Raw genomic sequence first — 25,323 nt, 5'->3', positions numbered from 1 at the left:
GGCTGGATCTTCAGGAATCGGTGCGGTAATGCGCGAGCTTGTCGGGGTCGATGTCGACGCCCAGACCGAACCCGGCGGGCACGCGCAACTCGCCGTCGCGGATCCGGAGTGGTTGCGCCAAAAGGTCATCCGACATGTCCAGGAAGTTGGACAGTTCGCCGGCCCGCCGCGACGTTAGCTGGTAGGCCGCCCCGAAGGTGACCGCGCACGCGGTACCGAGTTGGCCGTCGATCTGGTTGCCCATCACCACCTCGAGCCCGAGGCCCTCGGCCAGGTGGTGCACCCGCTGCGAACCGCTGAACCCGGTGCGGGCGGTCTTGATGCTGATGGCCGTCGCCCAACCACCCAGCACCGCGCGGGTGACATCGGCCGGCGTCGGGACCGACTCGTCGGCGATGAACGGCACGTCCAGTTTCTCGACGAGCCAGTGTCGGCCCAGCACGTCGTCGGCGGGGCACAGCTCCTCGGCGAACAGCAGGTCGAGGTCGGCCATTTCCTTCATCGCGCGCAGCGATTCGGCGGCGCTCCAGCCGCGGTTGCCGTCGACGTAGAGGTCTATCGCGTCTCCGAACCGCTCGCGCAGGGCCCGCACCACGGCGGTGTCCAGGGTCACCGGGCGCCGTCCGACCTTGACCTTGAACGTCGAAATGCCGTACAGCTCAATCATCTTCTCGGCCTCGGCCACCATCGCAGCCGGCTCATCGAACCCGAGCATGTGCGAGACCCGCATGCGGTCGGTGTAACCACCGAGCAGGTCGCAGACGGGCAGTTCCAGAGTGTGGCCCAGCGCATCCCAGATCGCCATGTCGACGGCGGCCTTAGCGGTCGGATTTCCGACGGTGCGGGCCAGCCGCTCGTGGACCACTTCGCGTTCGGTCAGCCTGAGGCCGACGATCTGCGCGCTGAACACCCCGTTGATTACGGCGAGGATGCCGGCCTGCGTCTCTCCGTAGGTGAAGGGTCGCGGCGGAGCCTCGGCAACCCCGACGACGCCGTCGTCGGTGTGCACGCGGACCAGCACGTGCTGGGCGACGTGCACCTCCCCGGAGGCGAAGCGCAGCGGCTTGACGTACGGGATGGCGAATGGAATCGCTTCCACGGCAGTGATTTTCATGTTCTTCCCGAGCTCTCCTGGGCCAGGTCGCGAACCAGCCCGGACGACAGGACGTCCACGGCGACCGCGACGACGGGGTTGCCACTGCCGGCTCGCCAAGCCAACGCGAGCTCGATGGTGCCGGCGTCCAGCAGGTCGCGGAATACCACGCCCGCCAGGGGCAGGGCACGCACCGATTCGGGCACGACCGCGACTCCGAGCCCGGCGGCGACCAAGGCCAACAGCACGGCGGTGCTGGGTGCGGAATGCTCCCGTCGCGGTACGAATCCGGCGTGCCGGCAGCCGCGCGTGACCGCGTCGTTGACCGCGGAATCCCGGCTGGCGTAACAGATGAACGGTTCGCTGCGCAGATCGCTCAACGACACCACTGGCTCCACCGCCAGCCGGTGGTCGAGGGACACGGCGAGCAGCAAGGCCTCGACGTCAAGCGTGCGCATTTCGATGCCGTCGCCGACCGCGGGAGGCCGCAGAACACCCAAATCCAGAGCGCCGGTGCGCAACCCGTCGCATTGACCGGGCGTCAGAATGTCGGCCTGGATATCCAGCGCGACGCCGGGCATCTCACGCTTGACCATCCGCGCGATGCGGGGCAGATGCGAGTAGGCCGCCGTGCCGGTGAGGCCCAGCCGCAGCAGGCCGCTGCGGCCGGTGGCGATGCTGCGGACGCCCTGCTCGGCTTCGTCGACTCCGGCCAGGATCCGCACCGCCTCCGCGCGCAAGAATTCGCCGGCGGCGGTCAGGGAGACCTGCCTGGTGGTGCGCTTGAACAGCGGCGCGTCGAGCTCGGCTTCGAGTTGCCGGATCGCGTAGGACAACGCCGACTGCGCGACGTGCATCTGCTCGGCGGCCTGCCCGAAGTGGCAGGTGTCGGCGACGGCGACGAAGTAGCGCAGGTGCCTTAATTCCACACCTCGACGGTAAGGCCGGCGATCGATAAACACAAAGACTTATTTAGCGGCTATTAATCTATATGGTCGAATAATCCCGTGTCTAGTCAGGACTAGGCATACACCTAGTGTGACCGCGGGCACGCGATGCCAAAGTGCAGGTAAGCGCCCATGTCGACGTGCCGAACCGGAGGAAGCAATGACCGCTTCAATCACCAATCGCAGCCATGCGGCGGAGGTCCTGGCCAACGCGGTGGTCGATGACCGACAGGCCGGCATCTACCGGGCCAACCGGCGCATCTTCACCGACGAGGAGATCTTCGACCTCGAGATGAAGCACATCTTCGAGGGCAACTGGATCTACCTCGCGCACGAAAGCCAACTGCCCAGGCCCGGCGACTACTTCACCACGCACATGGGGCGCCAGCCCGTCGTGATCACCCGGGACAGGGAGGGCCGGCTGCATTGCCTGATCAACGCCTGCGCACACCGCGGCGCGATGATCTGCCGCCGCAAGATCGACAATCGCACCACCCTGACCTGCCCGTTTCACGGCTGGACATTCCGCAACGATGGCACCCTGCTGAAGGTCAAGGACCCCGAAGGAGCCGGCTACCCGGACACCTTCAACGTCGACGGCTCGCACAACATGACCAAGGTCGCGCGCTTCGACAACTACCGTGGTTTCCTGTTCGGCAGCCTGAATCCCGACGTGCCGCCGCTGACCGAGCACCTCGGGGACGCCACCACGGTGATCGACATGCTCGTCGACCAGTCCCCCGACGGTCTCGAGGTATTGCGCGGTTCGTCGACCTACACCTACGACGGCAACTGGAAAGTGCAGGCAGAGAACGGCGCCGACGGCTACCACGTCACCGCCACACACTGGAACTACGCGGCCACCACAAGCCGGCGCGGCACCGGCGAATCCGCCAACGACACCAAGGCGCTGGACGCCGGCGGTTGGGGTAAGGCCGGCGGCGGCTACTGGTCCTTCCCGCACGGCCACCTGTGCCTGTGGACCTGGGCGGCCAATCCGCAGGACCGCCCCCTGTGGGACAAACTCGACGAGCTCACAGCGAAGTTCGGCCAGGCCAGGGCCGAGTTCATGGTCAAGGGGTCACGCAACCTCTGCCTGTACCCGAACCTTTATCTGATGGACCAGTTTTCGACCCAGATACGGCACTTTCGCCCGATCGCTCCGGACCAGACCGAAGTCACCATCTACTGCATCGCGCCCAAGGGCGAAAGCGACCGGGCGCGCGCGCTGCGGATTCGCCAGTACGAGGACTTCTTCAACGCCTCGGGCATGGCGACGCCCGACGACCTCGAGGAGTTCCGGTCCTGCCAGCTGACGTTCCGTGCCGAGGCCGCACCCTGGAATGACATGAGTCGCGGTGCCCGGCATTGGCTTTCGGGACCCGACCCACTGGCCGAGGCGCTGGGCATGACCGGCGTGGTGTCGGCGGGCGTCAAGAACGAAGACGAGGGCCTCTACCCCGTTCAGCACGGCTATTGGCTGCAGACCATGCGGGCCGCGCTCGACGCCGAGAGCCCCGACGAGTGCATGGCGGAGGTCGCGAGATGACCACCACGGAAAAGGCTTCAAAGCTGCTCACCCACAACGCCATCGAGCAGTTCCTCTACCGCGAGGCGCGCTACCTCGACGACCGGGAATTCGAGAAGTGGCTGGAATGCTACGCCGACGACGTCGTCTACTGGATGCCATCCTGGACCGACGACGATCGCCTGGTCGAAGATCCGCAGCGCGACATCTCGCTGATCTACTACGCCAACAAAGGAGGACTCGAGGACCGGGTGTTCCGAATTCGGACCGAGCGCTCGTCGGCCACTTCGTTGCCCGAGCCGCGCACCAGCCACAACATCTCGAATGTGGAGGTCATCGAGCGCTACGGCGATCTGGTCGACGTCCGATTCAACTGGCACACCATGTATTTCCGGTACAAGACCGTCGACCCCTACTACGGGACATCGTTCTACACCATCGACTTCTCCGGCGATCAACCGTTGATCCGCCGCAAGACGGTCGTGCTCAAGAACGACTACATCCACCACGTCGTAGACATCTACCACATCTAGGGATCCGGCTATGACCACATTGACGGATACCGAAAAGTACTCGGTGGCACTGGCATTCGAAGATGGCGTCACCCGCTTCATCAGCTGCCGCGAAGGTCAGACCGTCGCGGACGCGGCGTACCGGCAGCGCATCAACATCCCCCTGGACTGCCGCGACGGCGCCTGCGGCACTTGCAAGGCGCGCTGCGAGTCGGGCCGCTACGACGGCGGCTCCTATATCAGCGACGCGCTCTCCGACGACGAGGCGGCCCAGGGTTACGTGCTGCCGTGCAGCATGAAGCCGCGGTCGGATCTGGTGCTGCAGATTGCCAGCACCTCCGACGTGGCCAAGACCCGCGCGGCGACCTACACCGGCACCTTGGCGCAGTTGGATCGCGTCTCTCCCACCACCATCCGCTTCGGCGTCGACATCTCGGACCGCTCCGAATTGGCCTTTCTGCCGGGCCAATACGTCAACATCGAGGTGCCGGGTCGCGGTGTGACCCGCTCGTATTCGTTCGCCAACGCCCCACACGAGCACCGGCTGACGTTCCTGGTGAAGCTGAATCCGGGCGGGGCGATGTCGGAGTACCTGGACCGCGGCGCCGCCATCGGCGACGCCATTACGTTCACCGGGCCGCACGGGTCGTTCTTCCTGCGGGAGGCCGACCGCCCGGTGCTGATGCTGGCCGGCGGGACCGGGCTGGCGCCGATGCTGGCGATGCTGGCGATGCTGCGGGCCGACGGCAGCCGGCGCAAGGTTCACCTGGTCTACGGCGCGAAGACCGACGACGACGTGGTGGCGATCACTGAACTCGATGAGATCGCCGCGGCGCTGCCGGGATTCAGCTGGGAATACTGCGTGTCGGATCCGGCGACCCGCGCGCCCAACCAGGGCCGGGTGATGACCCTGATCCACCCCGCCCAGCTCTACGACGGCGACGTCGCCATTTACCTGTGCGGGCCACCGGCGATGGTGGAATCGGTGCGGGGCCACGTGAGGGATTTCGGCATTCAACCGAGCGGCTTCTACTACGAGAAGTTCGCGCTGGCCCACGCCGTGACCGAGCCTGCTGTACCGGTTAACGGCCACGCGGAGGACCTGCTGCCCGCCCCGCAGGCGCGCGCGGTCGCCGGTCAGGTCATGTTGGCGGACAGGCAACTTGATCCGTGGGCCCGCCCCGCGCAGGTGAGCGCACCCGGTGACGTCGCGCGGCGCGTCGCCGGCCAGCTGGTGGCCCCGTCAGCGGGGCTCGCCGGAGGTGTGACGACGCCGCTGGACGCCGACGACGACGCGCTGCGGATCACCGGCGGGCGCTCGATCGTCGGCCAGCGCCTGTTCGGCGCCCCGGAACCCACCGAACCGACCGGGCCGGCCGTGACCGAGGACGGCTATCAGATCGGCGAGGAACATCCCGAGATTCACGAGTCCGACGCCCTCTTCGAGGCCCGTCAGGCGCTGGAACTTGGTGCCTGCGAGCTGACCCTGGGCCGGCTGTCCAGCCAGCAGCTGGCCGGCTACCGGCTGCTGGCCGAATCGACGACCCCCTACGTCGCCGGCGACCGGTTCGTCGACCCCGCCCAATACACCGAAACCAACGCCGCCTTCCACGACTATCTGTTCGCCCTGACCGGCAACGACCACCTGCTGCAGGCGTACCGGGCGCTGGGCGTCAAGGGGCGGATGAGCGAGGTGCTGCGCAACGCCACCTGGTGTCACCCGCTGTGCGCGCAGGACCATTTGGACATCGTCAGCGCGTTCGAGGCCGGCGACCGCGACGCCGCGCGGGAGTTGATCGTCGCGCACGCCGATCGGTCCAAGCAGACGATGCGCCGGGCCTGGGCCGACTCCATGGCCGCCGAACGGGCCGCGCGCCGCCCGCGGTTCTTCACGCCCGGGCGGTTCGACGGCAAGGTCGTCGTCGTCACCGGCGCCGCGCAGGGCATCGGCGAGCAGACCGCCCGCCGGATCGCCGCGGAGGGCGGCACGCTGGTGCTGGCCGACCGCAGTGGATCGGTCCGGCGCCTGGCCGAACAACTGGCCGACGGGGGGCGCTGCCTGGCCGTCGTCACCGACCTCGAACACTACGACGGCGCCGAGTCCATGGTGCGAGAGGCGATTTCGGAGTTCGGCCGGGTCGACGTGCTGATCAACAACGTCGGTGGGGCGATCAACTTCAAGCCGTTCACCGAGTTCACCGCCGCCGAGATCCGCGCTGAGGTCGATCGGTCCCTGCTGACCACGCTGTATGCGTGCCGCGCGACGTTGCCGTCGATGGTGCGCGCAGGTTCCGGCGTCATCGTCAACGTGTCGTCGGCGGCGACACGCGGCATCAACCGCATCCCGTACTCGGCGGCCAAGGGCGGCATCAACGCGATCACCGCATCCCTGGCGCTCGAGTACGCCGGCGCCGGCATCCGCGTCGTCGCCACCGCCCCCGGCGGCACCGAGGCGCCGCCGCGCCGGATCTCGCGCGGGACCCCTGAGCCGCGCAACGACACCGAGCACGCCTGGTTTCGGGCACACGTCGACCAGACCATCGATTCTTCGCTCCTCAAGCGGTACGGCACCCTCGACGAGCAGGCCGCCGCGATCTGCTTCCTGGCCTCCGACGAGGCCTCCTACATCACCGGTTCGGTGTTGCCGGTCGCCGGTGGCGATCTCGGCTGAGACAATGGCCGCTATGGCACACGACGGGCGGTGCCCCTGCGGCTCGGGAGACGGCTACGCGGACTGTTGCGGGCCGCTGCACAACGGGGCGTGCGATGCCGAAACCGCGCTGGCGCTCATGCGTTCGCGCTTCAGCGCCTTCGCGCTGCGTGATGCCGGCTACCTGCTGTCGACCTGGCATCCCCGCACCCGCCCGAAGCGACTGGACCTGGACAACGGCATCACCTGGCGCCGGCTGCAGATTGTTGACACCGTCGCCGGCGCCGGCGGCGACACCACCGGGGTGGTCGATTTTCGCGCCCAGTACGAACGCGACGGCAAACGTCACATCATGCGCGAATGCAGCAGGTTCACCCGCGACAAAGGCCGCTGGCGCTATCTCGACGGCGACGTCCAGGACTGACGACAAAGACGATGCCCGGGCAGAACTGCATTGGACGCGACCACGAATTGGCCCGGCTCACCGAGCTTCTCGCCGAAGCACAAACCGAAACGCGGATCATCGCGGTAACCGGCGAAACGGGCATCGGCAAAACAGCGCTGTCGCGCGCCCTGGCCGAGCGGCATCCGGCACGGTGGGCGCAGGCGGCGGAATGGGAGACCGGGATGGCCGGCGGCGTGCTGAGCCAGTTGCTGGGCGCCGAGGCGCCGGCGCACCCGGTCGAGGCCGCCGAGTTCGTCCGCTCGCGGCTTACCGACGCCGGCCCGCGGCTGCTGATCGTCGACGACGCCCAGCACGCCGATATCGTTTCGTTGCAGGCCCTTTCAACCTTTGCGAAACATCACCACGAAGTGGCCGTTTGCGTCGTGTTGACCGCGCCGTCGGTCGACGACCTGCCGGTGCGCATCACCGCCACCGAGATCCGGCTGGCGGGCCTGCCCGCACCGGCCGTCGCCGACCTGGCCCGCCGACACGACGTGAGCCTGCACCCGGCGCTGGCCAAAGCGCTCACGCAGCACACCCGCGGGAACCCTCGGGACGTACTGGCGCTGCTGCAGCAGGTGCCGCCCGCGGTGTGGGCCCGACCCGATGCCGAACTCCCCGCTCCGGCACACGTCGTGGACGCGGTGCGGGCCCGGCTACAAGGCTGCGACCCCGACGCCCGTTCGTTGGTCGAGGCGCTGGCCGTGCTTGGCGAGAACGCGCCCCTCGTCGACGTCGCGGCGCTCGCCGGGCTCGACGATCCACTGCACGCCATCGACGGCGCCCACGATGCCGGACTGCTCTCGCCGACAACGCCATTCGAGCCGGAGCTGGCGGGTCCGCTGACCGCCGCGGCGGTGCTCGAACTCATGGGGACACAGGCAGCGGCCCAGGCCCACCGCAGGGCCGCCGAACTCACCGACGATCCCGTCCGACGGTTGCGGCATCGGGTGGCGGCGGCACCGGTGCCCGACGAGTCCCTGGCGGTCGACCTCGATGCCCTGGCGCGCCGGCATGGCGCCGAAGGCGCATGGGCACGGGCCGCGACGTTGTTTCGCGACGCCAGCCGGTTGACCCCCGATCCGTTGTTGCGCGACGAACGGCTGACCCGGGCGGTCGACGCGCTGGTGGCCGCGGGCGACTGCGGCGCTGCCGCGGCGATGGTGCCCGCCGTCGAGAGCCTGCGCGAAACACCCTTGCGTAACGCCGTTTTGGCGTATCTGGCGATCCTGCGTGGCCGCTCCACCGAGGCGGAGGTCCGGCTGTCCCGGGCCTGGGACATCGTGAACCCGCAACGCGATCCCGAGACCGCCGCCTTCATCGCCCAACGCTATGTCCTGCACTCGCTGATGCGCAGTCAGGGCAGCGAGTTGGTGAGCTGGGCAGAGACCGCACTGGGGCTCGCATCAAATGATTCCGCGGCCGGGCTCGAAGCCGCCGCCATCCGCGGGCTCGGGTTGCTCGCCGCCGGCCACCCCAAACGCGCCTCCGCAGCCTACGACGAACTCGCCGAGCGCGTCCGATACGGCGCGCAGGCGCAGCGCGTGACGATGGGTCGCGGTTGGGTGCAGCTCATCCGCGACGACATCGACGGTGCCCGGTCCAGCCTGGAAACCGCCGTGGCCACCGCCGCTCTCGGCGGTTCGGCGCGGATCACGCTGTGGTCCCTGGGCTGGTTGGCCAGGGTCCAATTCGTGTCGGGCGACTGGGATCAGGCGTGCGACACCGTCGAGGCGGGCCGTGCGCTCGCCGCGGCCAGCGGCATCGTCGTCGTCACCCCGCTTCTGGAATGGACCGCCGCACAGGTCAATGCGCTGCGGGGCGATTGGGACGCCGCGCACGCGGCGGTCCGCTCAGCCGACCGGGTGACCCACGACTACGAGATCATGAGGATCCCCCTGCTGTTGGCGCGCGCCCAGATCGCCGAGGCCGCAGCGGATTACGCGCAGGTGAACCGCTGCATCCAGCCGCTGACCCGGATGGCCCCCGGCACGTCGCTGACCGAGCCGGGCTACTGGCCATGGCCGGACGTGCTGGCCAACGCCTTGGTGGTCGAAGGCCGGCTGGCCGAGGCCGACGCGTTCCTGCGACCCCACGAGGACCGCACCCGCGCGCGCAGGCATCGCTCGGCAACGGCGCGCCTCGGCTACGCACGGGGACGGCTGCTCGGCGCCCAAGGTGATTTGCGGTCGGCCCGGGCCAAATTCGAGGATTCGCTCGCCCAGCTCGACGGCCTGCCGTTGCGTTACGACCTCGCCCGGGTCAACTTCGCCTACGGTCAGACGCTGCGCCGCGCCGGTAAACGCCGCGAGGCCGATGCGATCATCAATACCGCCCGCGAGCTGTACCTGTCCCTGGGGGCCACCACCTACGTGGCCCGCTGCGATCGCGAACTCAAGGCCGGCGGAATGCACGCGGCGCGCGGATCACGGGACAGCGTCGAGCTGACACCCCAGGAGGAGGCGGTGACATCGCTGGTGGTGCAGGGGCTTTCGAACCGTGAGGTGGCGGCTGAACTGTACGTATCGCCGAAGACCGTCCAGTACCACCTGACCCGGGTGTACGCGAAACTCGGCGTCCGCTCACGCACCGAGCTGGTAGCGCTGCGGCGCTGACGGCGCCGGTGAATCACCACCGGACGACCCCGGCGCCGTCGTCGACGTCACCGCGCCGATCCCTGGCCCGTACCGTCTGGGCCCCAGGTACGGGGCAGCATCGGCATCCGCGGGCCGCCGCCGAATTCGTCACCCGCCAATGTGGTCAGGCCCGCCGCCTCGCGGACCGCTTGCGTGGGCGCCGTGCCGGCAAATCCCAGGTCTCCGGCACCCTGATCCGACACCCCAGGACCCTGGTCCGGGAGCGTGGCCCAGTCGGGGTCGACCTCGACATCCATATCCATGAATTCGTCACCGTAACCACGCTGCTTCGCGCGTCGGCGTCGCCGCGCCTTTGCCGCCTCACGCGCTGCCGCCGCGGCCGCCGCGGCCGCGGTATCCGGTTCCGGCGCCTTCTTCTTGGCCCTGGCGCTGTCGCTGGTGCCCATCCCCACGCCGCTTCCGATGCCGGGAGGCCCCACCACATACGGCGGCAAAAAGCCCGCCGCGGCCGCAGGTGGGGGTGCCGGTGCCGGTCCCGCAGGGGCTGGGGGGCTGGGCGGGGTGGGCGCGGGTGCCGGGGTCCCGCCAGTGGTCATCGGCGGCGGGGTGATAGCCGGGGCGGTAGTGACGACCGGCACCGGCAGGGGCGCGCCCGCGAGCGGGTCCAGCGCCGGTGCGATAGCGGGTGGTGGCAGGGCGGCCAGGCCGGCCAACGCGCCGAAACCTCCCACCGCGCCCACCGGGCTCACGGCGGGCAGGGCAACAAGCGCCAGCTCCGGGTTGGCGACCGTATAGGACGCGACTTCGAGTATGTGGGTCGGGAAGTCGAACAGTTGCCAGCTAATGAACCACTGAATCGCCTCGACCGGATTTGTCCTCAAGAGGTCTCCGAAATTCTGAAAATCCTCAAGAAGTTCCAGGCTTCGCGCGACCCAAAACGAAGCCTGGCCCGGATTGGCGTACTCGTCGTATTCCAGTCCGTTGATCGTGCCCTCTCCCGGACTCCAATTGATGCCGGCGAAGCGCTGCAGCAGGTTCGCGATGAACTGATCGAGCGCATTGTCGACCGTCGGGTCGTGAGCGAGTTGGGTGTTTCCTATGCCCAGGTCCTGTAAGAAATTCACGAGCCCCTGCGGCAGGCCCAACGGGTTGTCGCTGTCCATTTGGCCCTGCAGGATCTGCAGGATCTGTTGCTGCAGCCCCAGCGGGTTTTGCAGGAACTGCTCGATCTGTTGCACGATCCCGTCCGACGACTGGGCGGGAGCTTGCGCGTCAGACTTCAGGATCTGTGGCGCCGCACCGGTTTGCGGTGTCGACCCCACCGTGACGCTGGAGGCCGTTTGATACGCGCTCATCGTGGTGGCGGCCTGAATCCACATCCGCGCGTAGTCGGCCTCATTGAGCGCAATCGGGATGGTGTTGATCCCAAAGAAGTTGGTCGCCAAGAGAGTTCCGTGGATCACATGGTTGGCGCCTAGCTCGGCAAGCGTCGGCATAGCCGCCAACGCAGTGCTGTAGGCCGCGGCCATGGCCTCATGGCTGGCGGCCAGTCCCGCGGCGTTGGCGCTGGCCTGCATCAACCAAGCCAGATACGGGGCATGCGCCACAACGTACGACTCGACGCTCGGCCCCTCCCATGCGCCGGCCTGCACCGTTCCCAGCAAGGCAATGAGTTCGTTCGCCACAGAGGCGTACTCCGCGCTCAATGAGCTCCACGCCTCCGCTGCGGCCAGCAAGGACCCCGGCCCCGCGCCGCTGCTGAGCAACGCCGAATGCACCTCGGGAGGCGAAGCCATCCACACCGGCGCAGTCATCCGACACCGCAACGCACAGCAGGCAAAGTCACCACAGGTACTCCTTTGGCCGGAGGGCCTTCCGAGGTGAGCTTAATGAAAATGGTTTTCATTTTCAATGAGTATGCCGTGCGCTTCGCAACGTCCGTGGGGAGACCGTGCGGCAGGCCGGATGGCCGTGTATCAGGTTGCCTGCGAACTGCCGCTGTTCCAGCTCGCGCGGATGCGGCCCGAGCCTTTAGGGCTATCGCCGGAGGCGGGTGACGTTCGAAGGGCTATAGATTCAGCCCGGAGAACATGACCCGGGCAGGATCGTACTTCTGCCGCACCGAGCTGAGCCGGGACAGATTGGGGCCGAAGTAGCGGGCCGGCGGCTGGTTCGCCTCGATGTAGTTCACGTAGCCGCCGACCGAATACTGTTGCACCGCTTGATGTGCCGTGTTGAGCCAGCCGGTGGCCGCCGATGGGTCACCCGACGTTTCGACGTACCACTGCACCAGCGCCGACTGCCGGCGCCAGGGAAACGCCGTGGCGCCCGGTGCCACCGTGGCCAGCGCGCCGTCGAGCGCATGCATGATGGCCAGCATGCGGCCCGCGCCGCGGGGAAAGGCGTTGACCGCCGAGGCGATTCCCTTGGCGACGGCCGCGTTGACGGTGGGGAAGACGTCCGACCCCCCGACGTATCCGAGCGGCGACGGGTTGAGGTTGTTGACGGCCAGATACCGCACCAGCTCCATGTAATTGAAGGTGTGGTGCTCGGTACCCGCCGGCTGCAGCCCCACAGCCGAACCGATGGCGGTCGCGACGCTGTTGCCCGAACCGGCGGGGCAGGTCGCAAGGATGCGGCAATGCACACCCGCCGGATCGACGGTGGCGTCGGCCAGCGCCCAGCTGTTCTGGTCGGCGGTCCGTAGCCAGTTCTGCCAGCCGACCAGGACCTGCGCGAACGACTCCGCCGGGAAGTTGAGGTTCACGACGTCGACGTCCTTGGTGGGGAACGTCGCGAAGGTCAACGACGTCGTCACCCCGAAGTTCCCGCCGCCGCCGCCGCGCAGCGCCCAGAACAGGTCGGGGTTGTTGGCGGCCGACGCGGTGACCGCCTGGCCACCGGGCAGCACAACCGACGCCGACACCAACTGGTCGCAGAGCAGGCCCGCGTGCCGCGAATTGGCCCCCATCCCGCCGCCCAGCGCGTGCCCGGCCGAACCGACCGACGGGCAGGTGCCGGTCGGGATGCCCCGGCCGGCCGCGGCCAGCGCCTCGTGCATCGCGTACAGGCTGGTGGCGGGTGTCACCGTGACGTGTCCGCTGCCGGCGTCGTAGTTGATCCCGCCGGTCAGCTGGCGCAGGTCGAGGACCATGGTCCCGTTTGCGGTGGACGCGCCCACGTAGGAGTGTCCGCCGCTGCGCGGGGCGACCTTGAGGTTCTGTGCGGTGGCGAAAGCCATCGCCTTTTGCACATCGGCCGGCGTTGCCGGAGTGACGATCGCCGCCGGGGTCGACCCGTTGTAGTTCGTGTTGAAAACCTGTTTGGTGGCGGCGAACTGGGGGTTGTCCGGCAGCAACACCTTCCCACCGAGCGCAGTGGACAGACCGTCCCAACCGGCGGCATTGGGGGCCGCGGTGGCCCGGGCCGATCCGACTGTGCCCGACCCGAACACCGCGCCGGTGGCCAACGCCCCGGCGGCACCACGCAGGAACGCCTGGCGGGTGATCTCACGCGCCAACGTCGGGCTCCCGCGATTGCGTCATGCCCCGCATCATGACCACGGCACGGAGAAACCGCGGCGCCGCGCGGCCTGCCGCGCGACAACTGCAACGTAGCCGAACCTTTTCCGTTACCGAACCGCCCTGAGCACCGAGGTGTACGCCCCTTACCCGCCCTCGCCGCCGCGAACCTGCACGTGGTGGTGTGCTGTGAGCCGTGCACCGTCACCTGTGCGCCATGCTGGGCTGCGGTGTTAACGAGGGAGTTGAACCCTCAGCGCTGCCCTCTGCGCGCCAGGAGACCGGCTTAGCCCGCCGGTCGGGGCTTGTGCACGCTTCCGCGACGACTACCCGCTTCACCTCGATTTGTTCAGTCCAGCAGTTCTACCTCCCAGTTGGAGCGTTGAATTCGCACGTCCAGCTCGCGGAGCTCACGGGCCAGAACGTCGGCCTCTGACCGCAGGTCGGCAACCGGCAGGGCGGACAGCATCTTCAGCTCCGACCGCAGCTGCCGCGCGTAACCGGGCTGGTTCTTGCCCGCGGCCGCGTCCGCCGCGGCGGTGATCACGGAGTGGCGCAGCCGCAGCGCGTCCCGGCGGGCCAGCGCATCGGTCAACGTGCCGTCGGGACCGATCGTGCTTGCGGCGTTGGTGCGGTTGATCTGCCGGACCAGGGCTTCGTACATGCGCAGCGCCTCGCCGGCTTCGGCGAGCAGGGCAGCGGCATCCTCGGCAGGCTCCTCGCCCTCCTGGTAGCGCGCACTGCCCACGATGCGGGCCCGCAGTTGCTCGACCCGGCGTACCGAATCCGCGCGCAACGACAGTGCTTCGGCTAGCTTCATAGCTCCTCCCTCTTGTGATCGGCCTGACGGCCCTTAGCATGATGGACCTAATCCAATTGGCTGGCAACGGATTTTTCGGGGCGCCGCAGGGGGCTAGAACCGCCGCGGGACAGCGCCCAGCTCGCGCAGCCAGCCCTTGCGGGCCGCCTTGTGCCACCTCAGGGCCGCGGGCACCGTGCGCCACCCGCGCTTGACGGCACTGCGCACCGCGAGGTAGCGGGTCTCGTCGGCACGAGTCCACCGAATGTCGAAGCGCTCCCGAATGATTGGCGGCAGGCCACCGAAGATCACCAGGCGCATCGGCGGCGCCAGCGCGGTCCGCACGGGCAGGGTGGGCAGCAGCGCGTCCATCAGCGGCCGCAGCAGGGGCGGGCTCGGATAATCCGGCGACGCGCTCATGTCGGGTATCGCGGGACGCTTGATGAACTCGATCAGGTAGTCCGAGGCGGCGTTGGGCTGCAGCACCTCGGTGCAGTAGCGGCGGTACTCACGCTTGAACTCGGCCAGCGTCGGCGGCACGACGGACTCCGACACCCCGTATCGCCGATACCATTCGCGGCCTTCGAGATACAGCCGTTCGCGCTCCCGAACCGTCAGCCGGTACGTGTCCCAGTATTCGGCGAGCCGGTGCACCATCACCTGGAAGGTGGCGTGCGCCCACCAGTAGGTCTCGGGATTCAGGGCGTGGTAGCGCTGCCCGCCGGGCAGTTCGCCCTTGATGTCGCGGTGGAAGTCACGCACCCTGACTCCCGTCTCGTCCGCCTGCGGCCCGTCGTAGACCGTACCGAGAATGCCGGGCAGGGAACGGAATACGCGGTCGACGGGATCGTCGAAGAAGTTCGAGTGGTCGATCAGCGCCTGACCGATGGCGGGGTGCATCGTCTGCATCAGTCCCGCCGTGCCGCCTTCGAAGGCGATCCGCATATCACCCGCCCAGCGCCACAGCAATGACTGCGGTCCCAGCTCGACGGGTGCGCTCACAGCGGCAGCCTAAGCGATGCCGTGGTCAATGGACGCCCGAACGCAACCGACGTAGGTTTTGAGTTTGCCGGTAGGGGCACCCCAAGGCGACCAGGCCACGAAGGAGGCGATCGAATGACGAACTTCGCGGACGGCGGCTTGTCCCGCCGAGTGTTCATGCGCAGTGCCGCACTGTCGTTGCCCGTCATCGGCGGCGCGCTCGTCGGACCGCAGGCGGCGGCGGAACCTTCCGAATGCGGTGATCCGTCCGGCAAGGTCGGCAATTGCGCGGTGCAACTGCCCCATGAGTTCACCTCGACCAGCTTCAGCACCACCGCCATCGTCGGCGGCACCAACTACTCCATTCTGTTCAGCACGAAGATCTCTCGGGGACCGCTCATCCCGTCGGGCGCCACCGGTTACCGGATCCGTAGCGTCAGCGTGTCGGGCAACAAGCCGGACGGCGCCCCGTTCTACCTGACACCCGGGATAGGCGAGGCCGGGCCGCGCATCCTCGGGGCACGGTCCGCGTCGTCCCTCGGTTTCGCGCTGGACGTGCCGTGGGACGGCAACCAGCTGGTGCGCACGTTCCTGTACGCCTACGAGGTCCAGTTCCTGACCGGCCTGACGGGCATTCAGACGTGCCCCTACACGACGACGATGACGCTCGCGGACAACGGCTTGACGCTCGGCGGGGTCGGCTCGGTGACGTTTTCGCCGGCGCGGCTCAGCGACTGCACGGCTTAGCTTTTCGTCAGCTCGGCGTATCGCGCCACATGGTGGTCGGTGGTGCCGAACTCGTACTGCATTGCGGTGAGCCGCTTGAAGTAGTGGCCGATCGCCAACTCTTCGGTCATTCCCATCCCGCCGTGCAACTGCACGGCCTGCTGGCCGATGAACCGCGCAGCACGGCCGACGGTCGCCTTGCCGGCCGAGACGGCCCGGGCGCGGGTCGCCTCGTCCGCCTCGAGATGCAGGATCGCGAGATAGACCGCCGCGACGGCCTGTTCTAGTTCCATGTACATGTCGACCATGCGGTGCTGCAGCGCCTGGAAGCGACCGATGGGCTGCCCGAACTGCTGGCGCTGCTTGCAGTATTCGACCGTGTCCGCCAGGACTTTTCGCATGCAGCCGACCGCCTCGGAGCAGACGGCCGCCGCTCCCTCGTCCCGCGCTTGGCTCAACGACGCCCACGCCTGGCCCGGCTCGTCCAGCAGGGCCGCGGACGGCAGCCGGACGTCGCTGAACTCGACGTCGGCCGCGCGCCGGTCGTCGATGGTGCGGTAGGGGTGGAGCGCGGCGCCGGCCGAGTCCACATCCAGCTGGAATAACGAGATTCCGTCGACGCCGGGCGTGCGGGCGGTGACCAACAGCTGCGTCGCCAGCGGCGCACCTACCGCCATCACCTTGCGGCCGTTCAGGATCCAGCCATCGCCGTCACGTTCGGCCAGCGTGGACACATCCTGCCAGCGGTCACCGGACTCAGGTTCCGCCGCGGCCACCGCCACGATCGCCGTGCCCGCAATGATCTTCTGCAGCAACGACGTCGCCGTCGGGCCGCCCGCTCGGCGCAACAGCCCGCCGGCGACGACGGCAGTGTCGACGTACGGTTCGATCACCAGCGCGTGCCCGAGCGCTTCGGTGATGACCATGAGTTCGATTGGGCCGCCGCCGATTCCACCGAGATCCTCCGGCAGCGTCGCCCCGAGTATGCCGAGTTCGGTCGCGAACCCGCGCCAAATGTCGGGCTGCCAGCCGATTCCGGTCTTCGCGGCCGTGCGGCTCTTGTCCAGGTCGTAGCGCACGGAGAGAAACTTCGTCAGCGCATCGCGCAGGAGTTCCTGCTCTTTGGTCAGCTTGAAGTCCATCTACAGCCCCAGTGCGGCCTTGGCCAGAATATTGCGTTGAATTTCGTTGCTACCGGCGTAGATCGAGCCCGCCCGGTCGTTGAAGTAGCGCAGCGGCGCCACCGCCTGCCAGGACTCACCCGCCGCGTATCCGTCGGCCGGCGGCTCGAACTCGGTGACTGGGCCGCCGGGCTCCGTCACGTGCGGCTGGTAAGCCCGGCCGTAGGGCCCGGCCGCCTCCAGCGCGAGTTCGGTCAGGGTCTGGCTGAGTTCGGTCCCCAGGATCTTGAGCATCGACGACGCCGCACCGGGGTTGCGGCCCTCGGCCACGGCCGCAAGCACGCGATATTCCAGTATCTCCAGCACCTCCGCGCGGATCCGCGCGTCGGCCAGTTTGTGCGCGAACGCGGGGTCGTCGGCCAGGGTTCCGCCGCCGGGCGAGGGTTGGCCTGTGGCGGCACGACCGATCTCCTCTGCCCGGACCTGCAGGCCGGGCGCCACGGCGCCGCCGCCACGCTCGAATTCCAGCAGGTACTTCGCCACGGTCCAGCCGTCGTCGATCTCGCCGAGCACGTTGGCCTTAGGCACCCGCACCTCGTCGAAGAACACCTGGTTTTGAATCTCCTCGCCCGACGTCATGACCAGCGGGCGGATGGTGATGCCGGGTGAGCTCATGTCGATGAGCACGAAGGTAATGCCCTGCTGCTTCTTCTCCAGGCGGGCGGTACGCACCAGGGCGAACATCCAATTCGCCTCGGCCGCATGGGTTGTCCAGATTTTGCTGCCGGTACACACCAGGTCGTCGCCGTCGGAGGTGGCCGCCATCGACAGGGCGGCCAGGTCCGACCCCGCCTCGGGCTCGGAGTACCCCTGGCAGAAGAACACCTCGCCGGTCAGGATGCGCGGCAGGAAGTAGTCCTTCTGCGCGTCGGTTCCGTACTTGATGATCGCGTGGGCCACCATCCGAATCCCCATCGGAGACAGGGACGGTGCGCCCGCCAACGTGGACTCGCGACTGAAGATGTAGTGCTGGGTGAGTGTCCAGTCGCAGCCGCCGTATTCGACCGGCCAAGCCGGCGCGGCCCAGCCGCGCTCATGCAGAATCCCCTGCCACGCCATGCTCGCCTCGTGGTTGGCGTACACGCTGGTCATCAGCCGGCCCGCGCGCCGCAGTTCGGGGGTGAGCTTTCGCTCGAGGAACTCCCGGACTTCGTCGCGGAACGCGAGCTCCTCCTGTGACCACTGCAGATCCATGATGTCTCCGACCGGCCTAATGGCCGGTGAACTCGTCCATCGAGTTGTAGACGCCCACGCGCCGAAGGTAGGCGTCGCGCAACCGCACCGGCAACACCGCGGACAGCACCTTGTTCATCTTCGATGTCCACGGGATGATGACGAACGGCTCGCCCTTCAGCATCGCCGCCCACGCCTCGTTGACAACGTCCTCCTGCTCGAGCATCGGGGTGAACAGGATGCCCTTGGCGCCCTCGAACATGCCGGTGTTGATGTAGGTCGGGCATACGGTGGTGATCTTGACCTGGTCGTGGCCGGCTTGTTCGAGTTCCAGCCGCACGGAGTCCGAGAAGCCGATCGCCGCCCACTTCGATGCGGCGTAGGCGGCCATGCGGGGGATGGCGTTGAGCCCGGCCGAGGATGCGATGTTGACCAGGCGGCACTCGGTGCCGGACTTGATCATCGCCGGCAGGAACTCCCGGGCCACCAGCATGGGGCCGATGGAGTTGACCTGCATCGTGAGCAGGAAGTCGCGCGGCTCGTTCTCCCAGAAGTAACCGTTGCCCCGCACGATGCCCGCGTTTTTGAACAGCACATGGATGGTGCCGACGCCGCTGCGAACCTGCTCGGCGGCCTCGGCGACCCGCTCCTGCGAGGTGACATCGACGGTTTCGTAGTGGATCGTGCCGCCGGCGGCTTCCAGCTCGGACGCGGTCTCCTTGAGCGCGGTCTCGTTGGCGTCCCAGAGGACCACCGCGGCGGCGCCCTCCTTGACGGCCTGGGTGGCATACAGCTTGCCGAGCCCCATGGCGGCTCCAGTGATCAGAACATTCTTTCCGCGGACAGACTGCATGACGACGCTCCCTTGTGGACATCTTCGATGATGTACGGCGCTTACCGTTCTACCGCACCGCCCCCAACAATCCCGCCCGAATGTCGGCTTATGTCACGCCCGCAGCACAAACGCGTGCATCAACCCGACACTCGACGCGCTGAACGCGAAGGCTGCGGCCTACTTTTCCGGACGCCATTTGGCGCCACTGCCGTGAGTACGCTCAAAGCGATGCACGACAAATCCGGGATTCGCTTCCTGCCGGTCGGCGACCGCCGGCTGGCGTACGAAGTGCGCGGTGCCGGTCCGCCGCTCGTGGCCCCGGCATGGTGGGTGAGTCACCTCGAACTCGACTGGCAGATACCGGGCGTGCGGCGATTCTGGGAAGGGGTCGCGTCGGGCCGCACGCTGATCCGCTACGACCGGATCGGCGTCGGCATGTCCGACCGCACCGTGCACGAGTCCGATCTGACGCTCGACGCCGAGGTCGCGACGCTGCGTGCGGTGCTCGACGAACTCGGGCTCGATCGCGTGTCGTTGATCGGCGGCTCCTCCGGAAGCTGCACTGCCGTCGCTTTCGCGGCGGCGTATCCGGAGAACGTCGAGCACCTGTTGCTCTTCGGCTCGTACCCACAGGGCGATGACCTGACGCCGCCGCGGGTCGCGGACGCGATCGTCACTGCGGTACAGGCACATTGGGGTCTGGGCTCGCGCGTGCTGAGCAACATCTTCCTCGGTGGTGCCGACGACGCGGACCACGAAAGCTTCGCGCGGGTGCAGCGCGAGTCGGCGAGCGCGGAGACCGCCGCCGCGTTGTTGCGGATGGTCTATCGCCTGGACGTCCGTAGCTGTCTTCCCCTGGTGCATGTCCCGACGACGGTGCTGCATCGCCGCGATGACCGCGCCGTGCCGTACCGCCTCGGGCGCGCGGTCGCCGCCTCTATCACCGGCGCGATACTCGTTCCCCTGCAAGGCAGTTCACACTTTCCGTGGTTCGGCGACGTCGATTCCGTCGTCCGGGCCTGCCGTCGGGCACTGGAGCCGCGGCCGGGTCCGCCCGCCGCGCGCGAGGATTCGCCGACGCTGCTGTCGGATCGCGAGCGCGAAATCCTCGGCTGCGTTGCGCGCGGCCTCGGCGATCGCGAGATCGCGACTCAGCTGCAGCTGAGCCCGCATACCGTGCACCGCCACGTCGCGAACATTCGCTACAAGCTCGGTAGTCCGTCGCGCACGGCCGCCGTCGCCGAAGCCACCCGGCTCGGGCTGCTCTGAGCTGGCCGGAATCGGCCAGCTCAGCAAGATGGCCGAACCAGGCGATGCGCACGCCACCGGGAACCTCGTAGCTTCGCGGCATGACCGAGATCGCCCACAGCGAGACCGACCGAACAGCCACTCCCACGTACGCGGCGTGGCTGCGGGTGATGGCCGTGCTGTACGACCCGATTCTCTGGCTCGGTGAGCTGGTCGGCATGCGGCGCCGACGGCGCGCGCTGCTCGCCGGCGCCCGCGGTCGCGTCGTCGAAATCGGCGCCGGCACGGGGCTGAACATCAGGCACTATTGCGGCGCGGTCGACGACGTCCTGCTCACCGAACCCGAGCCCGGCATGCGTCGGAAACTCGCTCGGCGCCTCGCGCGCAGTGGACGCGCCGCGCGCATCACGGCCGCGAGCGCCGAGTGTCTCCCCCTGCCCGACGCGTCCGTGGACACCATGGTTGCCACGCTCGTGCTGTGCACCGTGCCAGATCCGGAACGCGCGCTCCGCGAGATCGCGCGGGTGCTGCGCCCGGACGGGCGGCTGTTGTTCATCGAACACGTCCGCGCGAACAGGCGGCTCCTCGCGATGTGTCAGGACATGCTGGTGCGTCCCTGGCGCGGCTTCGCGGGGGGTTGCGTGTGCAACCGCGCGACACTCGAGTTGATGCGCAGTTGCGGGTTCACCGTCGAAGCCGATGCTGCCGTGTGGGCCGGGATGCCGGCCATCGTCTCTCCGCTCGTGGTGGGGACGGCTTACCCGGCCCAGACGTCCTCGACGTAGTGGTCGGAGGCGACCAGACCGTCGAGCCAGTCGCGGGCCTGTCCGTCGTCGGCGCCCGTCCGTGTCCGATAGATGCCGAGGAACGACCCGCGCACGGCCGGCGCCATGCGCGCGCCATCCCCGCAGACGTAGACGTGGGCATCCTTGGCCGGATCGCCCAACAGGTCCCATACCGCGTCGGCGTCCGCGGCGATCCGGTCCTGCACGTACCGAACCCCGTCCTGCGGCGAGCGCGAGAAGGCCGGGCGCATCCGCACGATGCCCAGGGCCTCGGCCGCTTCGAACTGATCCCGGAAGATGTAGTCGACCTGCGGGTCGCGCACCCCGAAGAAGCACAGCGCGGGCTCCACCGGGGCGCCGGCGCGTTGTGCGGCCAGGCGGTCACCGAGGAAACCGTAGAACGGCGCGACGCCGGTACCGGCACTGACCAGGATCACGTTCTTGGCCGGATCGGCACCGGCCCGGAACGCCTGGCGGGCCGGGTCCACGCGCGCCCGGATCACCCGCCCGGGTTGGACGGTGGCGAGGTAGTTGGAGGCGACACCCTTGAACGAGCCGTAACCGGATCGGGCCGGCGCGTCGAGCACGCTGACGATCAACCCGACCGTGCGCGGCGACAGCAGCGACGACGACGCGATGGAATAGTGCCGCGGCGCCATCGGGTCGAGCAGTTCGAGAAGTTCGGCGCCGGTGAGAACGCAAGCCGGGTATTCGGCGAGGCACTCCAACACGCTGAGCGGACATCCGTCAGGGTCTTCGGCCAAGTCGGTGAGGCGCCGGCGCTCCGGAGGACAGTTGTTGGCTGCCGCGAGCCGGCGTAATTGACTGGGCGTCACCGGTTTACGCAATTCGACGAAGTGGGTGAGCAGTTCCCGCGTGCTGACTTCGCGGTCCAGAGCGATGAGTCGCCTCGAGCTGCGCCGAGGATTGATCGACAACCTCAGTCCGGGGTCGATGCCGAGGTGCGTCAAGACCGCGTCGACGACCTCGGGCGGGTTGTCGGCGAGGACCGTGAGGTGGTCGCCGGTGCGGTAGTCGACGCCGTCCGGAAGTTCCACGCGGATATGGTGTTTGGCCTGAGCCATGCCATTACTGGCGCTGACGAGTTCGGTGTTCTCGACGATGGTCATGGGGACCACCGATGACCGTGCGTCCATCGCCGCCGTCACCGGGCCGACGATCTGGCGCAATTCGTAGAGCGGTTCGGCGGCATCCGTGATCGGCGCGGCGTCGGGGTCACCGAAGCGCTCGGCCAACGACGACCACAGCGCACCGGCGAATTCCTCGATGGTGCCGACCAGGTCCCCCGAGGTGTCGGCCGCCGCCCGCGGGACCAGACGGTTGGCGCCCAACTCCCCGAGCCGGTCGTCGATGCGTTGCGGGACCACCTGGTAGGTGTCCGCCCAGTTGTGATCGCCCACACCGAGAACCGCGACGTTGGGCGTCGGGTTCAGCACGGTATTGGCGTCGAGCAGCCAGGTGAGGAAGGCGCGCGCGTCATCGGTCGGCTGCCCGTTGTAGGAGGACGCGACGATGACGACGGCCTCGGCCTCGGGAAAGCCGCCGACGGCCTCGTCGAGGGTCGCGACCGTCGCCGCGCAGCCCAGAGCCGTTGCATCGTCGGCGAATTGGCGGGCCAGGCCGCGGCAGGTGCCGAGGTTCGAACCGTACAGGATGGCCAGCCGGGTCCCGGCCCTGATCGCCGTCGGGTGCTGATCGGCGGTTTCCGTGGCTGCGAGGCACGGTGTTTCGGTGTGGCGATCCTGCGGGGTGCGCCGCAGCAGATCGAGCCGGAATCCGACCGGCCGACGACTGTTGGGGTGCTCCCACTGCGGCACATAGTGATACGTGTCGATGAGGCGGTAACGATGCACGATCCGGGCCACGGCCATGGCCGCCTCGTGCAGCGCGAACTGCCGGCCGATGCATGAGCGTGCACCCGTGCCGAAAGGCTTGAACAACGCGGTCGGTCGGTCCGCCGAGCGTTCGGGGGCGAAGCGGCCGGGATCGAACAACTCGACGTTGTCGCCCCATTGCGGCTGGCGGTGCAAAGCGCCGGTGAGGATCGCGACGGCCTCGCCGCGCCTGACCGGATACTTGCCGCCGATCACGGTGTCTTCCAGGGCCATTCGATCAAAACTGAGCACCGGCGGAGACAGTCGCAGGGTTTCCTCGATGACCTGCCGCAGATAGGTCAGCTTGCCAATGTCGTCGTAGCCCGGCAGGTAGTCGTCGTCGGGCCCAAAGACGGTGTCCACCTCGGCCTGCACCCGCTGCAGCACCGTCGGGTCGCTGACGATGTTGTACAGCGTGTTGGGCATCAACTCCGATGTCGTGAGCTGCCCGGCGATGAGGAAGGTCAGTATCTGGTTGCGGATGTTCTCCGTTTCCAGCACCGGCGTGCCGCTCGGATCCTGTTGCAGCATCAGCGCCAACAGGTCCTCGTCGGTGCGGTCACCGGATCGGTGCTCGGCGATCAGCCCATCGATGAACGCGTACAGGGCTGCCAGTTCTTCGGTAAACACCGGCGTCGGCGTCGGTGATCCCAGCTCCCCCAGTGCGGTCGTGAAGCTGCGCGGGATCGGCGCCAGGCCGGGGTGGGCGAAAGAATCGAAGCGGGAACCGAATCCGGCGAGCGCCACGGTGTCCATGGCCAGTTTCTGCAGGTCGGCCGACACGTCAACCGGCTGGACTCCCGAACTGGCGTCCCACCGGTCGATCATCCCGCTGTTGATGTCGAGCATCGCCGCGTGATAGGCGCGCAGACCCGCGTAGCTGAAACCCGGTATCAGGACATCGTGTGCCCGCTGCCAGTTCGGTTCGCCGTGGTAGGCCGTGAACAGGCCGTCCCCGGCCAGCGGCCTGACCCGTTCGAGGGTTGCCGTGAGGTTCTTGGCGAAGCGGCTTTCGTCGCACAGTTCGCTGACGAGCTCCAGCGAGCACGCGTACAGCTTCCGGAAGCCGCCGTTGAAGTCGGCGTAGAACAGTGGACCGTGCAATTCGCCGAGCAGGTCCACCGCCAGCGCGCGGGGCCGGCCGGCAAGCTGCTCCGGACCCGGCAAGGGCCCCTCCGCGGACGGAATACCGGGCAAATCCGGCGGGGGCGACGCGCGGAACTCGGTCATGCGGGCAGCATAGGTTTCACGGCGGCCGCAGTGTTCGGGTTTGCGCGCGTTAGTGTGCTTTGGTCGGCCTCAGCGAACAGGCCGAGAGAGAAGTTGAGCATTTTATGACCGCAGCAGCAGAAGCGTCGGCGCTCGAAGAGCGGGTCGGCCACTACTACCAAATGGAGGATACCTATCTGGTAGGCCGCGAAAAGGTGCGGGAGTATGCCCGGGCCTTGCAGGACTACCACCCCGCACACTGGGACATCGCCGCCGCCGCGGAGCTGGGGTATTCCGGCCTGGTAACGCCGCTGACGTTCACGTCCATCCCCGGCATGATGGCCAATCGACGCCTGTTCGAGTCGGTAGTCATCGGTTACGACACCTACGTGCAGACCGAGGAGGTCTTCGAACAAAACCGCCCGATCGTGGACGGCGACGAACTGCACACCGACGTCGAGCTGTCGTCAATACGCAGGATCGCCGGCCGGGACCTGATCACCGTGACCAACACCTTCACCGACGCCGCCGGCGAGCGCGTGCACACCCTGCACACAACCGTCGTCGGCGTCACCGCCGACGACATCGATCCGGCGATCAAAGCGATCGTGCAGAACGCGATGATGCACGACGCGTACGCCATCCCGATCGGCGGATCCGACACCGCCTACGAGAAAACGGTGCGCCCCGAGGGCGAGGTTCGGATCGCCGAGGGCGGCACCACGCGCGAACCCGGGACACCGCGCTTCGAGGACGTGCAGGTCGGCGACGAGCTACCCGTGCGGCACGCCCGGCTGTCCCGCGGCGACCTGGTCAACTACTCCGGCGTGGCCGGCGACGCCAACCCGATCCACTGGGACGAGGACATCGCCAAGGCGGCCGGGCTGCCCGACGTGATCGCCCACGGCATGCTCACGATGGGCCTGGGTGCCGGCTTCGCGTCGTCATGGTCGGGCGACCCTGGCGCCGTTACCCGCTACGCGGTGCGGCTGTCCCAGCCCGCGATCGTGTCGGCCGCCGAGGGCTGCGACATCGAGTTCAGCGGCCGGATCAAGTCGCTGGACCCGGCGACCCGCAGCGGTGTCGTCATTGCCGGCGCGAAGTCCGCGGGGCGGAAGATCTTCGGCCTGGCAACGCTGAACGTTCGCTTTCGCTGAGGCGGCTGTCGTTTGTTCCGGCCGGCCGGCCGGCCGGCGAG

General features: G+C 68.0%; 19 protein-coding genes. 9 read left to right on the top strand and 10 right to left on the bottom strand.

All coding sequences use genetic code 11. The features are described from left to right. Positions 1-10: 10 nt before the first annotated feature. Both AC5Y5V_RS01515 and AC5Y5V_RS01510 read right to left on the bottom strand, forming a co-directional pair. Positions 11-1,114, bottom strand: a complete 1,104-nt coding sequence (locus AC5Y5V_RS01515) for a mandelate racemase/muconate lactonizing enzyme family protein (protein WP_499930806.1) — start codon at positions 1,112-1,114, stop codon at positions 11-13. Beyond that, positions 1,111-2,022 carry a LysR substrate-binding domain-containing protein gene (locus AC5Y5V_RS01510; protein WP_499930805.1) on the bottom strand — a complete coding sequence of 304 codons (912 nt, stop codon included), beginning with the start codon at positions 2,020-2,022 and terminating at the stop codon, positions 1,111-1,113. The genes AC5Y5V_RS01515 and AC5Y5V_RS01510 overlap by 4 nt, the downstream gene beginning before the upstream one ends. 178 nt (positions 2,023-2,200) lie before the next feature. Between AC5Y5V_RS01510 and benA the strand changes: the two genes are divergently transcribed. Genes benA through AC5Y5V_RS01485 form a run of 5 tightly spaced genes read left to right on the top strand, consistent with a single transcriptional unit; the run spans position 2,201 to position 9,790 of the window. Beyond that, on the top strand, positions 2,201-3,589 hold the full coding sequence (gene benA / locus AC5Y5V_RS01505; RefSeq protein WP_499930804.1) for a benzoate 1,2-dioxygenase large subunit: 1,389 nt from the start codon (positions 2,201-2,203) through the stop codon (positions 3,587-3,589). Then, positions 3,586-4,101, top strand: a complete 516-nt coding sequence (gene benB, locus AC5Y5V_RS01500; protein WP_499930803.1) for a benzoate 1,2-dioxygenase small subunit — start codon at positions 3,586-3,588, stop codon at positions 4,099-4,101. The genes benA and benB overlap by 4 nt, the downstream gene beginning before the upstream one ends. A 10-nt stretch (positions 4,102-4,111) precedes the next feature. Then, the gene (gene benC / locus AC5Y5V_RS01495; protein ID WP_499930802.1) at positions 4,112-6,751 is read left to right on the top strand and encodes a benzoate 1,2-dioxygenase electron transfer component BenC; all 2,640 of its coding nucleotides are present in this window, start codon (positions 4,112-4,114) and stop codon (positions 6,749-6,751) included. Positions 6,752-6,764: 13 nt separating this feature from the next. Beyond that, complete coding sequence (locus tag AC5Y5V_RS01490; protein ID WP_499930801.1) at positions 6,765-7,154, top strand: YchJ family protein; 390 nt, start codon at positions 6,765-6,767, stop codon at positions 7,152-7,154. Positions 7,155-7,165: 11 nt separating this feature from the next. After that, on the top strand, positions 7,166-9,790 hold the full coding sequence (locus AC5Y5V_RS01485; protein WP_499930800.1) for a helix-turn-helix transcriptional regulator: 2,625 nt from the start codon (positions 7,166-7,168) through the stop codon (positions 9,788-9,790). Between the two features lie 47 nt (positions 9,791-9,837). Here the strand turns inward: AC5Y5V_RS01485 and AC5Y5V_RS01480 are convergent, their stop codons facing one another. From AC5Y5V_RS01480 to AC5Y5V_RS01465, 4 genes are all read right to left on the bottom strand, one after another. Beyond that, positions 9,838-11,586: a PPE family protein gene (locus AC5Y5V_RS01480; protein ID WP_499930799.1), complete on the bottom strand. Its 1,749-nt coding sequence runs from the start codon at positions 11,584-11,586 to the stop codon at positions 9,838-9,840. A gap of 254 nt (positions 11,587-11,840) precedes the next feature. Next, positions 11,841-13,292, bottom strand: a complete 1,452-nt coding sequence (locus tag AC5Y5V_RS01475) for an FAD-binding oxidoreductase (RefSeq protein WP_499930797.1) — start codon at positions 13,290-13,292, stop codon at positions 11,841-11,843. A gap of 350 nt (positions 13,293-13,642) precedes the next feature. Further along, positions 13,643-14,113, bottom strand: a complete 471-nt coding sequence (locus AC5Y5V_RS01470) for a DIP1984 family protein (RefSeq protein WP_499930796.1) — start codon at positions 14,111-14,113, stop codon at positions 13,643-13,645. A 93-nt stretch (positions 14,114-14,206) separates the two neighbouring features. Further along, positions 14,207-15,094, bottom strand: coding sequence for an oxygenase MpaB family protein (locus AC5Y5V_RS01465; protein WP_499930794.1), 888 nt, complete (start codon positions 15,092-15,094; stop codon positions 14,207-14,209). Positions 15,095-15,208: 114 nt separating this feature from the next. Between AC5Y5V_RS01465 and AC5Y5V_RS01460 the strand changes: the two genes are divergently transcribed. After that, entirely contained in the window at positions 15,209-15,820 is a 612-nt protein-coding gene (locus tag AC5Y5V_RS01460) for a hypothetical protein (RefSeq protein WP_499930793.1), read from the top strand. Here AC5Y5V_RS01460 and AC5Y5V_RS01455 read toward each other — a convergent pair. The 3 genes from AC5Y5V_RS01455 to AC5Y5V_RS01445 are packed head-to-tail and all read right to left on the bottom strand — an operon-like array spanning position 15,817 to position 19,006. Beyond that, the gene (locus AC5Y5V_RS01455; RefSeq protein WP_499930792.1) at positions 15,817-16,941 is read right to left on the bottom strand and encodes an acyl-CoA dehydrogenase family protein; all 1,125 of its coding nucleotides are present in this window, start codon (positions 16,939-16,941) and stop codon (positions 15,817-15,819) included. The genes AC5Y5V_RS01460 and AC5Y5V_RS01455 overlap by 4 nt on opposite strands. After that, positions 16,942-18,174 carry an acyl-CoA dehydrogenase family protein gene (locus AC5Y5V_RS01450; RefSeq protein ID WP_499930791.1) on the bottom strand — a complete coding sequence of 411 codons (1,233 nt, stop codon included), beginning with the start codon at positions 18,172-18,174 and terminating at the stop codon, positions 16,942-16,944. Between the two features lie 16 nt (positions 18,175-18,190). Further along, positions 18,191-19,006 carry an SDR family NAD(P)-dependent oxidoreductase gene (locus AC5Y5V_RS01445; RefSeq protein ID WP_499930790.1) on the bottom strand — a complete coding sequence of 272 codons (816 nt, stop codon included), beginning with the start codon at positions 19,004-19,006 and terminating at the stop codon, positions 18,191-18,193. Positions 19,007-19,216: 210 nt separating this feature from the next. Between AC5Y5V_RS01445 and AC5Y5V_RS01440 the strand changes: the two genes are divergently transcribed. Both AC5Y5V_RS01440 and AC5Y5V_RS01435 read left to right on the top strand, forming a co-directional pair. Then, positions 19,217-20,257 (top strand): alpha/beta fold hydrolase, encoded by a 1,041-nt coding sequence (locus AC5Y5V_RS01440; protein ID WP_499930789.1) that lies wholly within the window; start codon positions 19,217-19,219, stop codon positions 20,255-20,257. Positions 20,258-20,337: 80 nt separating this feature from the next. Continuing rightward, the gene (locus tag AC5Y5V_RS01435; protein WP_499930787.1) at positions 20,338-21,021 is read left to right on the top strand and encodes a class I SAM-dependent methyltransferase; all 684 of its coding nucleotides are present in this window, start codon (positions 20,338-20,340) and stop codon (positions 21,019-21,021) included. Here the strand turns inward: AC5Y5V_RS01435 and AC5Y5V_RS01430 are convergent. After that, positions 20,994-24,146, bottom strand: coding sequence for a bifunctional cytochrome P450/NADPH--P450 reductase (locus tag AC5Y5V_RS01430; protein WP_499930785.1), 3,153 nt, complete (start codon positions 24,144-24,146; stop codon positions 20,994-20,996). The two genes, AC5Y5V_RS01435 and AC5Y5V_RS01430, sit on opposite strands and share 28 nt — an antisense overlap. A gap of 104 nt (positions 24,147-24,250) precedes the next feature. Here AC5Y5V_RS01430 and AC5Y5V_RS01425 point away from each other — a divergent pair, with 104 nt between their 5' ends. After that, positions 24,251-25,282, top strand: coding sequence for a fused (3R)-hydroxyacyl-ACP dehydratase subunits HadA/HadB (locus tag AC5Y5V_RS01425; protein WP_499930783.1), 1,032 nt, complete (start codon positions 24,251-24,253; stop codon positions 25,280-25,282). Positions 25,283-25,323 lie beyond the last annotated feature (41 nt).

It is taken from the genome of Mycobacterium sp. NGS68 (assembly GCF_059812195.1).
Note: the sequence above shows the minus strand (reverse complement) of the source record. Positions and strands in the feature narration are given on the sequence as shown.

Bases quoted from the DNA above. Each gene is read 5' to 3' on its own strand.
- AC5Y5V_RS01515 (WP_499930806.1), bottom strand. From the start codon at position 1,114: ATGAAAATCACTGCCGTGGAAGCGATTCCATTCGCCATCCCGTACGTC.
- benA (WP_499930804.1), top strand. From the start codon at position 2,201: ATGACCGCTTCAATCACCAATCGCAGCCATGCGGCGGAGGTCCTGGCC.
- benB (WP_499930803.1), top strand. From the start codon at position 3,586: ATGACCACCACGGAAAAGGCTTCAAAGCTGCTCACCCACAACGCCATC.
- benC (WP_499930802.1), top strand. From the start codon at position 4,112: ATGACCACATTGACGGATACCGAAAAGTACTCGGTGGCACTGGCATTC.
- AC5Y5V_RS01490 (WP_499930801.1), top strand. From the start codon at position 6,765: ATGGCACACGACGGGCGGTGCCCCTGCGGCTCGGGAGACGGCTACGCG.
- AC5Y5V_RS01485 (WP_499930800.1), top strand. From the start codon at position 7,166: ATGCCCGGGCAGAACTGCATTGGACGCGACCACGAATTGGCCCGGCTC.
- AC5Y5V_RS01480 (WP_499930799.1), bottom strand. From the start codon at position 11,586: ATGACTGCGCCGGTGTGGATGGCTTCGCCTCCCGAGGTGCATTCGGCG.
- AC5Y5V_RS01470 (WP_499930796.1), bottom strand. From the start codon at position 14,113: ATGAAGCTAGCCGAAGCACTGTCGTTGCGCGCGGATTCGGTACGCCGG.
- AC5Y5V_RS01460 (WP_499930793.1), top strand. From the start codon at position 15,209: ATGACGAACTTCGCGGACGGCGGCTTGTCCCGCCGAGTGTTCATGCGC.
- AC5Y5V_RS01455 (WP_499930792.1), bottom strand. From the start codon at position 16,941: ATGGACTTCAAGCTGACCAAAGAGCAGGAACTCCTGCGCGATGCGCTG.
- AC5Y5V_RS01450 (WP_499930791.1), bottom strand. From the start codon at position 18,174: ATGGATCTGCAGTGGTCACAGGAGGAGCTCGCGTTCCGCGACGAAGTC.
- AC5Y5V_RS01445 (WP_499930790.1), bottom strand. From the start codon at position 19,006: ATGCAGTCTGTCCGCGGAAAGAATGTTCTGATCACTGGAGCCGCCATG.
- AC5Y5V_RS01440 (WP_499930789.1), top strand. From the start codon at position 19,217: ATGCACGACAAATCCGGGATTCGCTTCCTGCCGGTCGGCGACCGCCGG.
- AC5Y5V_RS01435 (WP_499930787.1), top strand. From the start codon at position 20,338: ATGACCGAGATCGCCCACAGCGAGACCGACCGAACAGCCACTCCCACG.
- AC5Y5V_RS01430 (WP_499930785.1), bottom strand. From the start codon at position 24,146: ATGACCGAGTTCCGCGCGTCGCCCCCGCCGGATTTGCCCGGTATTCCG.
- AC5Y5V_RS01425 (WP_499930783.1), top strand. From the start codon at position 24,251: ATGACCGCAGCAGCAGAAGCGTCGGCGCTCGAAGAGCGGGTCGGCCAC.